The sequence below is a fragment of the Flavobacterium sp. FG68 genome (genome assembly GCF_057808895.1).
The window spans coordinates 42,801-55,920 of record NZ_JBMDIY010000039.1; the positions used below are offsets into that span (position 1 = coordinate 42,801).

A 13,120-nucleotide genomic window follows, 5' to 3' on the forward strand; every position below is an offset into this window, starting at 1 on the left:
TGATTCTATTCAAAATAAAAAAAGCTCCAGATTTCTCTGAAGCTTTGTATAAGTTTGAAATACAATTTCTTAAAAATTAGTATTCACTTTTTTAGAGCGATCTGCAATGTATGAAATAAGCCATGTTACTTGTCCTTCTTTCACAAAGTATACCTTCTTTGTTTCTAAATTTGGAACACCTTCTAAGCAGGCAATTAATATGTTATTTGCAGAAATTAAATATTCCTGATTATAAGTACTCAAAACTCTTGCAGCTTCTTTATTAGTTTTAGCAAGGTTAGTGAATTTAACAAAGTTGTTTTTCAGGATTGCATCATAATTAAGAATGTCTTCCATGTTTAAAGAAATATAATGCTCTTTTACATTTTCATTATAATATAGAGTAGCAAAAGCCCAAACAGCCCCACCTGATAAATATATTTTGTCCTTTTTTAATAAAAGAGGATTTTTATCCAGTAATGCTTGTACTTTTTTACGAAGCACCGAGTTAAAATCAAAAGACTTTTCCTGATATGCCGACATATCATTAACCTGCGCTTGATTTACAACCGTTTTTTTCACTGCATCAGTAAGTGTCATTGTACCAAAATCAAGTTCTAAAGGGATAAACTCTAATTTATTATCTTCTAGTTCATCAATGTATCCGCCTTTAGTAGTTTGCGCACCAATATCAAGCAAAAAAGCATTAGAATAATCAACTGGCGGCATTGCACCTTTAACCAGTGTTTTAGCCTCTTCGTTAACATTAAGTATTTCAAGTTCTTTGTTCGTTAGCGTCGCAATTTTATTTTTTAAAACATCAGCGTTGCGGGCAGATGAGAAAACAGGTGCAGCTACAATAAAAATATTGGTTTCGGGCATTTTGTATTCTGCTCGTATTTTTGTTAATTGTTCAGCTACAATAGTGCTGGCTCTGTTAATATCGTCTTCAGTAAGTTCGCCGGTATTAGCAATATGTTCGGCAAAATTAATTCTCTCTGTCCAAAACGAAAGAATTTTATAATCAGCTTTCTTGATATTACTTACATCCAGAACAGAAACTTTTATCGCTCTTCGGCCAACTTCAATTCCGGCATAAAGATTTTTTTGAGAAAATGAATTGATGGAAAAAAATAAACTTAAAAGGGTAAAAAGAAAAATTTGGGGGTTGTTTTTTTTAAACATTGGAGTTTACGATTAAAATATAATTTTAAATAAATAATTAAGATAATTATTGCTTTTCTTCTCGTTAACGTAAAGAAAATCAATCAAAAAGCATGCTTTTTTACGAAGTGCTTTTTTTTATAAAGAAAAAAGCTCCAGATTTCTCTGAAGCTTTTACTTAGTAGCGGGAACAGGACTCGAACCTGTGACCTTCGGGTTATGAGCCCGACGAGCTGCCTACTGCTCTATCCCGCGATGTTTCGGGTGCAAAGATACGCACTAAATACTGTTATGCAAAGAAATTATTGAAAATTTTTCATTTTAATAACTTTAGTTTTAAGTGATTGATATTTAGTAAATTGTGGTTTATAATTCCTTAAGTCACAATTTATATTCTAGTAATTCTAAATAGGGATTGGTTTTTAAACCTAATAATTCGCCAAAAGCTGGCTCGGTTTTGTAACCATTTTGTTTGAGTTTAATAATTTCTAAACGGAAATTTTCACCTTTTGATTCTAATATTTCATGTTCAATAATCATATGCTTGTACGCGTTTTGATTTTTGGTTGGAATATTTTGTCCGAAGATTTCAATTTCGAAATCATCTATTTTAAAATTAGCGATTACAGATTCGCGTTCGTCAATAATAGTTTCTTGAATTTTAAATTCATTTTTATTTTCGAAAGAAAAAGAAATTGCTGCAATAAATTCGGTTTTGTTTTTCCAATAACAAATAATATCCAGATCACTGTTTTCAATATCAATATTAATGGGAATTGTTCCGGCCAAAATTGGATCAAATTCAAAAAGAGCTTCCATAACCTTATTTTGCTTTAAGGTTTCGTAAGCTTCAATCTGTTTTGGATTTCCGGTTTTTAAATATTCAATATTGCTGAAATCAATCATTTATTTATCGTAATTTTTTTCTTCTTTGATTTCCTGTTCAAGCCTTTTGTTGATGTTGATTTTCGCGTTTTTAAAAATAAAAATTGTGGTTCGGTATTCTCTGGCGTATTTATTTGTGATTTCGCCGCCAATTAAAGAGATATCAAAATAAGGACTCGTTTCTACAAATTCCTTACTGTCTTTGTCAAATTCCTTAATCCTAACTAGATTTGTATAATACAGATTTAGGTTAAACCAGTTTACATAATCGGCATTAAAAGACACGGCTTTAATTCCTTTTTTGGTATAATAATTTATAGCTCCGGCCTGACCATAATTGTCACAAAGTACTAAAGTATTTTCTGTTTTTGGAAACAAAGCATAAACCGAATCTGTTTTTCGTGCAAGTTCTTTCCAACCCAGCATATCGGCAAAATCTTGCGATAAATTATGTTCTTTTCCATCTTCCCAGCGGTGCGTTTCCAATTTTTCTGCAACTATTTTTTCTGGGCTTTTATTTGGGAAAGCCAAGTAATACATCGGAATAAAAAATAGTAAAGGAAGTGCAATAAATACAGGTTTTAAAAAGCGTTTCCATCCATTTTGTAAAACATCTGCAAGAAAAACCGAGCCAAAAGCGATATAAATAGGGTATAAGCCAATTGCATAATAAGCTTTTGCCTTGAAGTATAAAAAGACAATTAATGTAAAAACTATCGACGCAAAAAAGAACTTATATTTTTCGAATGGTTTATAAAAAAGTAAGGCATAAAAAGAACAAAGAATGACAAAGAATCCACCTATGAAAAATAAAATCTGTTCTTTTGCAAAGTCTGCACGATCTACGTTTACCAATTGTGTTTCGGCCAATTCTTTCATATGATGTACAATTGGGAAATGATTATTGTACTGCCATAACAAATTTGGTAAAATCAATAATAACCCTAAAATCAAGGCGAAATATAATTTTTTCTCTGCGAATATTTTTCTTTGTTCAGAAAGTATAATTGCCGGTAAAAGGCCAATTAAAAGAAATAAGATGTTGTATTTATTTAAAAATCCAAAAGCAAAAACAACGGCTCCTATATAAAGCCATTTTGATTTTTCTGAAGTAACATATTGAATCAAAATATAATAAAATAATGTCCAGCACAAAACATCAAATGAATTTGGCTGGTATAACATGTTGATCCTTAATAAAGCCGAAAATAAAATACAAAGTGCGCCTAAAACTAAAGCGTATAAATTTCCTTTTAAAAGCTCAATAGTTTTCCAGACAACTAAAAGTGTCAAAGCACCAAAAAGAGCAGGGAAGAACTTGACCCAAAAAACAGAATTCCCAAGCAGTAATATAATATAAGAAAACCACGAAGTTATCGGAGGAACAGATAAATAACCCCAAGCCAAATGATGCGCCTGATTGAGATGTAAATATTCATCGCGCTGCAAATCATATTCGGGACTTATTAAAACATATTGCAAGACAAATTTTAAAATAATAAACCCAATTAAAATAAGTGTTTTTTTATTCATGAAGTTTTTGGTTGGTTGTAAATGGTTTTGTATAACGAATATAGGATTTATTTTGGTTTGAAAATACCTATAAGTTTTTCTGCCCGAAAATAAAAAAGCTCCAGATTTCTCTGAAGCTGATTTATTAAAATTTCAATATTGGAATTTGGAATTTAATTTTTTGAAGTTTAAAAAAAATTATTCCTCTACGGTTTCAAATTCCATGTGATCTATTATTTCTTCATCTGCTTTTGCAGGTTTTGAAGCTTTTAGAGCGTTGAATCTTTCCAGCATTTCGGTTTCTTCTTCCTCACCGCTAAAATATGGGAAAACGTCCATAATTGGCGATTCTGAAATGGCAGGAATAGAATATTCTCCCATTGTATTTTTCATAACATGAATTGTGTTATCAAAAGCTTCTCTCACATCATTTGCCTGAACCAGCATATACATGTTTGATTTTCTTTCTTTTCCGCTTTCTTCATCATAAGCAATCAAAGAAACTTTCGATTTAAACCAGCGGTCAGCATTTTCAAATGGATGAATCTCCGCATAATTTGCTACTTTAATATTGGTGATTTTAAATTCTTCACTAATATAAGCGGCCATTTCTTCATTAATTCTTTTTTCAGCTTCTGTATAAGATATTGCATCTACCAAATAAGGTTCTGTTAAAACTTTTTGGCCTCCAGTTTCATCGGTTTTTCTATACTTTACTTTGCATTCGTACCAAATTGCACTCATTTTTTCTAATTTTTAAGGATGCCAAAGATAGATTTTACAGCAAAATAAATCAGGAATTTAAAAAATAGATATTCACAATTTGTACTTGTTTTTTGTAAAGTGTTGATTGGTTTGGAATTATGTTTTTAAATAAAAATTTATCAAAATTTAATTTGATGCTCTTGAAGTTTTATGTTGAAAATAAAATTAATGTTTTTGAAATATTAAGATCTATAACAAGAATTTTTTCGATCTAAAACTAAAAAACAATATGGAATTACCGTAAAAATTAAATAGCTAATTATATAGATTAGCATCAAAATAAAAATGTGATTTTCATTTATATTAATCTTGCTAAAATGTTTTTTGCCCTTACAAAAACTAATCAAAAATATAATAATTAATTGATTTCCAAATGTTTTTAAAAAGCAACAATAAAGAAGTTTTGTCTTGTTAAAAAAATAAAAAATTAACATTTAAAAAATGCATTAATATTGTGTTGAAAATCCACTTAGCTCAAGTTTATAATAATTCAACTAATTATATGACCCTTTCCAACCAAAACAAATTGAAATCTATTATTAATTATTTTATTAAACAAAAAAGCAATTTTTTTACGTTGTTTTTTTTGTTTTTCGGTTTAAGTGCGACTTTGTATTCGCAAAATGTTTCTACTTTTTCTCCTAAAATTAATATTCCATCATCTCCTGAGGCAGCACTTTTAGGGAGATTCGGAGATATTCCCATTGGATATAATACAGGGACGGCAAATATTTCGATTCCAATTTACACCATTAAGGAAGCAGGAATAGAAATTCCAATTCAATTAAGATATCATAGTTCAGGTATTAAGGTTTCTGATGAAGCAACCTGGGTAGGCTTAGGATGGGATTTATCACCTGCCGGCAGCATTATTCAAGAAGTTAGAGGAAAAAGAGATGATATGGATATGTTTTATTCAGTAGTACCTCAAAACTATTCTCATGTTAAAAATATTATTTTAAATTATGGTTATCAAGGAAGTTATAAACATTTAAGACACAGATGTTATGCTTCGCCTGAATCTGATAATCTTTATCCTCTGCCTAATGGAACATTTCCTTTCGACGTTAAAAATCTTATCGAACAAGGTGGTGCACAGCCAGATATTTATCAATTTAATTTCGGAGGTCATTCTGGAAGTTTCTACATAGATTTTGAAACAAAACAGGTTATTCAGTTAAATAAGACAGAAGATATTGTTTTTGATATGACAAATATGACTGCGAAAACATCCGATGGGATAACGTATACATTTGGGGTGAGCGAACAAGCTTTTAATACAGATACAGAACCTGATCAGGTGGATAGAGTAGGAAGAACATATTGGTTGTCATCAATTACCCTTGTAAACGGGAATAAAATTGATTTTTCTTATATCAATGCTTCTTCGGCGAACTTATCTTTTCAGGAAAGATATTTAATTACCGAAACTTGCTCAGGTGAAAATCAAAATGTTAAGGGATTAAGAAATAGAATTGTTCAAAATGATATAAAAATATTATCAAAAATAACGACAAATAGTACTGTCATTGATTTTATACTTGAAGATAGAGAAGATATTGTTCCTGTAACATCTTTACCAACTCCAAAAAGATTAAAAGCTATTGATATTTCGTACCGAGGAGTAATAAATAAAAAGATAAAAACTTTTGAATTGGGCTATAGTTATTTTCCTTATGTGGAATATTTAGGAAACCCTAGTGTAAGCAATTCATTGAGTTTTTATAACACCAATAAAGATCGATTAGGGAAAAGACTAAAATTAGATACGGTAAAAGAAATTGGTTATGATAGTCAGGGTAATCAGGACAGAACTATGCCAACTTATAAACTTGAATATGACCTTAGTTCAACTATGCCTATGAAAATTTCATTTGCTAAAGATTTTTGGGGTTATTTTAATGGTATAGATAATAAAACCTTACTGCCTGATTTAGCTTATTTTGATTATGAATATCAAATGCAATATTATCAGCCTGCCTATATAAATGGCCAGCAAGCCACTTATCAGGTTCCTTTTAGATATGGATACTATCAAGGAATAAACAGATATACAGATAATGAAAAAGCAGGAACGTATATGCTGAAAAAAATAACTTATCCTACAGGTGGTTTTTCTGAATTTGAATATGAACCTAATTCATTTTCTAATCAATTTATTCCTGATAAAGTAGAATTAGCCAAAGCTTATAAACCTAAAAGTTTAACTAGTTTTGGTAAGAGCACAGATGTTTATCACCATGATTTTAAATTGGCAAATTCAACTACAATATCTTTCACTAATGTCATTAATGATGGATATACACCTTTTCCTAATCCCAATGCGCCGGTTTATAGTTATGATAATTTTAATCCCGGTAATAATGCTTCCAGAATTGTTTTTTCTAAAACAAAGCAAGGGGTTACAACAATTATCAAACAATGGAAAGTTACAGATGAACTAAGGGTTGCATTTGAATCAAATCATGGAAAAACATGGAACGAATCTATTAGAATTGATTATGATCCCGATCCAACTGTTATTTATGCGGTAGATATTATAAATACACTTCAATATAGTACTTCAGATACTTATAAAATTGCGGGATTAAAATCAGATTTTCGTTATTACGACGATACTGGTGTTACTAAAGTAAGTAAAACGGGAGGTTTGAGAGTCAACACCATTAAAAATTATTCTTCAACAGGAAATATTGCAAACAAGAAAAACTTAAAGTATTCAGTAGGAAGAATTTTAACACGCTTTCAACCTTTATCAACCCAAGAAACATTTTGCGAAGTTAGAGAGCCAGACGCTGTAAATGGCCAGCTTGTTACAACTGCAACTGTAAGTAATGAAATTTCAATTTCGTCTGATAATCTATTTACAAGTGACGGAGGTCTGGTTGCTTATGAAAGTATTGAAGAAACTGAAGTGGATAATAATGATTTAACTAATGGAAAAAAGATATATACTTATTATAATTATGAAAATATAAGTGGTAAAAACTTTCCAACTGTTTTGAATTATTTTAATGGACTTCTTTCATTTGAAGCTTCTTATGATAAAAATAACACGCTTTTATTTCAGAAAAGTTATTCTTACCAAAGTGTAAGTCCAGATCAGTATTCTTTTGGTATAATAAATATTAATCAATTAAGAGGCTTGAGTTCTTCTTGTAATGATATGCTTTATCCTGGAATGACAGATTTTACATTTGTATCATATCCTCTGATATCAAGTAATGTTAAATTAGTAGGAACTAATACCAGATCATACTTTAATGGTAATGCGGTGTCAGTTGATGAAACTTTAACGTATGATTCTGACTTAAATATTAAAACGAGTACAAATAAAACTAGTAACGATGATCAGTTCACTACCAATAGTGATAAACTTGTTACCACATATTACTATTCGAAAGAACGCCCTCAACTTGACCCTATTGAAGATATAATGACTAATGCAAAGATGACAGGAATTCCAATAGTTACTGAGAATCGTAAAAATACGGAACTTCTGTCGAGACAAAATACACAATATGCAAAAGATGCTACAACTGGTAATTGGATTCTGCCTAAGTACATTTTTGCGGGTAAAGGAACAAATAGTCCGACTTATACAGCTCCTGAAAGGAAAGTTACTTATGATAAATATGATTCTAAAGCCAACATTCAGCAATATACATTAGAAAACGGAATTCCTGTAACCATTTTATGGGGATACAAACAAACTCAGCCTATTGCTAAAATAGAAAATGCGAGTTACGCAAATGTAGCTGCTGCTTTAGGAATAACCACAACTGTATTGGATACTTATAACGAAGATCAGCTAGCATCAATTAACACACTGAGAGATCTTTTGCCTAATGCTATGGTTTCGACTTTTAGTCATATCCCGCTTATTGGTGTGAGTACTATCACGGACCCCAAAAATGATAAAATAACATACACGTATGATTCATTTGGAAGATTGATAAACGTTAAGGATAAAAATGATAATATATTGTCAGAAAACAAATACCAGTATAAAAACTAATATGAGAAAGATGAAAAATTATAATTATTGCTTAGTTTTCTTTTTAATGATGTTTTTTGGTCAGGTTCAGGCTGGAATTTATCCTAATTACACACAAAATATTAGCGTTCCAAGTTTAAATAACAATGGTCAGTCAGGAACTGGCGGAGGTACAATTTGTGTAAATAATGATGTCTTAACAATTTCTATTAATGCAACTTGGGCTAGTTCAGGTTATTTAAAAATTGGTACTGTTGCAACGTTAACTATTTCTCCTGCATTGCCTAATATGGAATTAGGACAACTTTCATCGGCTCAAGGAAGTTCTTTAGCAAATTTTGCTGCAAAAATTGAAAACAATGCATTGGTTTTTTATTTAACAAATTCACCAACAAGCTGGAACGGATGTTACTTAAGTTTTACTAAAAATCTGGCTTGTGATACCGCAAAAACTTGGTATCTGGACAATGATTTAGACGGATTGGGTGATCCTTTAAATTTTATTGCTCAGCAATGTACCAAACCACCTGGGAATTATGTTCTTGATAATACAGACAATTGTCCAACGATTCCGGGTACAAGTGCCAATTGTACAACTTTAGAAGCAAGTCTGCAGAATCAAAATGCTATTAGGAATATTGTTTATAAAACGCCCACTACAACTAGTATAGCAAACCCTACAATAGTTCAGGCTGCACAAAAAGTTACATATTTTGATGGTTTGGGAAGGCCAATACAAAGTTTAGATTACCAAGCTTCCAACTCTGGAAAAGATATAGTAACACCTATTGAGTATGATGGTTTTGGGAGGCAGGTAAGAGAATATCTTCCTTATGCATCTACACAAAATAATGCCAATTATATTAATCCTTTTACTCTGTTTCCTAATTTAGTTGCACAATACCAGACTAATTATGGCGTGGCAAATACAAACCCTTTTAGCGAAAAACAATTAGAAGATTCTCCATTAAATCGTGTTTTACAGCAGGCAGCACCGGGAGCAGATTGGGCGCTTGCGAATAACCATACGGTAAAAATGGCTTATCAGACCAATGTAACCAATGATGCTGTAAAAAATTATACTGTAAATGCAATCTGGAATTCAACTTCAGGCTTATATGATATTGCATTAAGTAAGGGAAATCAAAGTGGCCTTTATATTGTTAATCAGCTTTTTAAGACTATAACTTATGATGAGAATACGACAGCATCACCTTCAGAAAGTAATGGATCAACAGTTGAGTTTAAAAATAAAGAAGGACAGTTAATCTTAAAACGCACCTATGATGCAGGAGTAAAACACGATACCTATTATGTTTACGATCAGTATGGTAATTTAACCTATGTAATGCCTCCTAAAGCAGTTGATCTTATTAATGCCTTAAACATACCAATTGATATTACATCTACGGTCACAGTAGCTTCAGGGGCTTCATTATCATTAACAGCTTCTAATTCAATACGATTATTACCAGGTTTTAATGCTGCTGCCGGAAGTACTTTTAGCGCCCAAATTGACAACAGCCTGCAAAATTCCTTAAACGATTTATGTTATCAGTATAAGTATGATTCTCGTAATCGACTTGTAGAGAAAAAACTGCCGGGCAAACAATGGGAATTTATTATTTATGATAGACTCGATAGAGTTGTGGCGACAGGACCAGCCAATTCACCATTTAATAATACAACTTCTACAGGCTGGCTGATTACCAAATATGATGCTTTGAACAGGCCTGTTATTACCGGCTGGATGCCGGCTGTATCTGTAACTGCTTTAGACAGGACAAATCTTCAGGGGGCCAGAAATGCAGAGACAACAAATTTTAGTGAAGTTAAAACAGCTTCTGCTGTTAACAATATTAATAATGTTAATATACGTTATACCAATGTAGTCTGGCCTACTAATTTAGCTTCTCCTTCGCCAGCTGCCATTTATCATATTTTAACAGTTAATTACTACGATAATTACGATTATCCAGATCCGCCGACTATTCCGGCACAGGCAGCCACTCAGAATGTATATTACAATACAACTGTAAAGCCAGTAGGGTTAGCAACAGGGTCATGGACAAGAATTTTGGATGATACCACAACAAGTCCTGTAAGAGCTGAAACAAGCCATATACTTTATGATTCTAAGGCCAGACCAATTCGCAATTATACTAAAAACTTTCTTGGAGGCTATACTTATATAGACATCAAGCTTGATTTTTCAGGTAAAATTGAGTACAGCATTACAAAACATAGCAGGGCTGGAATTACTGGGACTGAAATTGAAACAAAAGATACCTTTGCCTACACAGATCAGGATCGTTTAAAAACAAATACACATCAAATAAACGGAGGAACAATTGAACTTTTAGCCAGTAATACTTATGATGAGTTAGGGCAGCTGGTTTCTAAAAACGTAGGTAATAATACAACAATTCCAACACAAAATATTAATTACACTTATAATATTCGCGGCTGGCTTACGAATATCAATGATATAACAGGTCTTCAAAAAAGTGGAGATCCAAAGGATTTATTTGCATTTAGTTTAAACTATAATAATCCAACAGCGACAAGTCCGGATGTAGTACCATTATATAATGGAAATATCGCAGAGACATTTTGGGCTACAAATTCAGATGCGGGTATTATTAGAGCTTACGGTTATAAATATGATAATTTAAACCGATTAAAAAATGCTTATTTTAAAAATGGCAGCACACTTGCTAATACCTATAATGAGGTTTTAACGTATGATAAAAATGGTAATATCCAGACCTTAAAACGCAATGGTTTAAATGGTTCCAGTACTGTTTTTATAGACGATTTAGTATACAATTATCTAAATAATAATACGGGCAACCAGTTAATGAAAGTAACCGATAATGCATTGGCAGCTAATAAAGCAGGCGGATTTGTAGATAGTGCAGCCAATACAGTAGATGATTATGCTTATGATGTAAATGGCAATATGACAAAGGATAACAACAAGAATATTACTGCTATTGCCTATAACCATTTAAACCTTCCAACAAAAATTACTTTTGGTACAACAGGAAACATTGTATATCTTTATAATGCAGTAGGGCAGAAAGTGCAGAAAGTTGTAAGTGTTACCTCACCGTTAAGTGTTACAACAACAGATTATTTGGGAGGGTATCAATATGTAAATACAGGACTTAAGTTCTTCCCAACTGCTGAAGGATATGTGGAAGCTGTAACAGCAAGTTCTTTTAAATATATATATCAATATAAAGATCATCTTGGGAATATCCGTTTGAGTTATGACAAAAATCTTGTTATTCAGGAAGAAAACAACTATTATCCTTTTGGGTTAAAACAAGAAGGATATAATATTGCTAAAAATTCTACTAATGATGGATTAAAGTATAAGTACAACGGAAAAGAGTTGCAGGAGGAGTTAGGGCTTGGAATGTACGATTATGGTTTTAGAAATTATGACCCTGCTCTTGGACGTTGGATAAATATTGACCCATTAGCAGAAATGTCTAGAAGATGGTCACCATATACGTATTGTTATAACAATCCTGTATTTTTTATTGACCCAGATGGAATGCTAGCTACCTACGATTGGGATGCCCATAATTCAGGAAGAAAAGGAATTTATAAAGATGGAAATAAAGAAGTGTCATTTGAAGAAGCAAAAGCAAGCCACGGTATTTCTACACCTAAACAAGAACAATACAAAAAAGGTGATTATGTTGCTGTAGTAAATGCGCCAAAAGGAGCAGGCGGTTTTGGACATAATGCTTTATTAGTAGGTAATGACGATACGGGATGGGTATTTATTTCAAAAGAGGGTAGAGACGAAGATGAAAATTCTAATAGTGGCAATAATCCAGTAAGTGGCGGGCCTGCTTTAGATGCTAGGAAAGACACATTTCATACTATTAATGAATTTTTTGCTGATAAGGATTATTCGGAATATAAGGAAGGTGTAGTAATTAAAATACAATCATCCACAGCTGAAAAAGGAGAAAAGGAAATGACAAAACAGGCATTAAGTAAATATTCACTTATTTTTAATAATTGTGGGCAAGCCGTAAATGAAACCTTAAATAAGTTAGGTATTAGAACTATTGACACTAATAAAGTATATGGAGGTTATTCCGCAGGAGAAATTTTTTATGATACAGTAGTTCCAAATAATATTTACCATAATATAAAACAAGCAAATAAGAACGTGCCACGAACAATATTGTCAAGAAAATGAGAAAGAAAGTTTTAATTTGTCTGTGCATTATAGCGTTAATGTGTGTTAGTTGTAATGAATTCAATACGGCAACACCTCAAGCATCTTCAACAATTTCAAATTCAAAAGAAAATGGGTTTTATCTCTCTACAGCAAATAAATTGCAAACGGGAGATTTAGATATTATTGATTCTGTATGGATTGAAAAAGTTTGGCATTATAAAGTTATAAAAGGGGAAAAAAGAAAAGTTGCATTATCTCCAAATAATCAAATTGTCTTGAAATTAAAAAAAATAAGCAAAGAGTTTAAGAAAAGTGAATACTTATTAGAATGGAAAATAGAGGAAAAACATTTTGGTAATTTAGGTTCTGGCAATGGAGTGTTTATGATAAGATACCCCAAAAATACTAAAATAGATACTCTTCATTTTTTGTTACATAAAGTAAATGATAAGTCAACTATTGATATTGGAACATTTGTTAATGTATCAAAGTTAGTGATAGAATAGGTAATGTACCCTGCTCTCCGAAGAGTTCAACTGAAAAAGCTGCGCAAATGTCTGGATGTGCTAACTTAGCATGGAGTTCTAGTTAAGAACTAAATCTTAACTTTA

7 protein-coding genes and 1 tRNA gene are annotated in these 13,120 nt (G+C 31.7%); 3 read left to right on the forward strand and 5 right to left on the reverse strand.

All coding sequences use genetic code 11. The annotated features are described in order from the left end of the window. Positions 1 to 69: 69 nt before the first annotated feature. From ACODSB_RS20635 to ACODSB_RS20655, 5 genes are all read right to left on the reverse strand, one after another. Positions 70 to 1,164, reverse strand: coding sequence for a Ppx/GppA phosphatase family protein (locus ACODSB_RS20635; protein WP_488938400.1), 1,095 nt, complete (start codon positions 1,162 to 1,164; stop codon positions 70 to 72). Between the two features lie 161 nt (positions 1,165 to 1,325). Further along, positions 1,326 to 1,398: transfer RNA gene (locus ACODSB_RS20640), tRNA-Met, on the reverse strand. A 126-nt stretch (positions 1,399 to 1,524) separates the two neighbouring features. Then, complete coding sequence (locus ACODSB_RS20645) at positions 1,525 to 2,049, reverse strand: DUF4269 domain-containing protein (protein ID WP_488938401.1); 525 nt, start codon at positions 2,047 to 2,049, stop codon at positions 1,525 to 1,527. After that, on the reverse strand, positions 2,050 to 3,561 hold the full coding sequence (locus ACODSB_RS20650) for an ArnT family glycosyltransferase (protein ID WP_488938402.1): 1,512 nt from the start codon (positions 3,559 to 3,561) through the stop codon (positions 2,050 to 2,052). A 177-nt stretch (positions 3,562 to 3,738) separates the two neighbouring features. Continuing rightward, entirely contained in the window at positions 3,739 to 4,284 is a 546-nt protein-coding gene (locus tag ACODSB_RS20655) for a DUF4494 domain-containing protein (RefSeq protein WP_488938403.1), read from the reverse strand. 547 nt (positions 4,285 to 4,831) lie between these two features. Between ACODSB_RS20655 and ACODSB_RS20660 the strand changes: the two genes are divergently transcribed. The 3 genes from ACODSB_RS20660 to ACODSB_RS20670 are packed head-to-tail and all read left to right on the forward strand — an operon-like array spanning position 4,832 to position 13,015. Continuing rightward, positions 4,832 to 8,323, forward strand: coding sequence for an RHS repeat domain-containing protein (locus ACODSB_RS20660; protein WP_488938404.1), 3,492 nt, complete (start codon positions 4,832 to 4,834; stop codon positions 8,321 to 8,323). Between the two features lie 10 nt (positions 8,324 to 8,333). Next, positions 8,334 to 12,527 (forward strand): DUF6443 domain-containing protein, encoded by a 4,194-nt coding sequence (locus tag ACODSB_RS20665; RefSeq protein WP_488938405.1) that lies wholly within the window; start codon positions 8,334 to 8,336, stop codon positions 12,525 to 12,527. Next, on the forward strand, positions 12,524 to 13,015 hold the full coding sequence (locus tag ACODSB_RS20670) for a hypothetical protein (protein ID WP_488938406.1): 492 nt from the start codon (positions 12,524 to 12,526) through the stop codon (positions 13,013 to 13,015). Before ACODSB_RS20665 ends, ACODSB_RS20670 begins: the two co-directional genes overlap by 4 nt. Positions 13,016 to 13,120 lie beyond the last annotated feature (105 nt).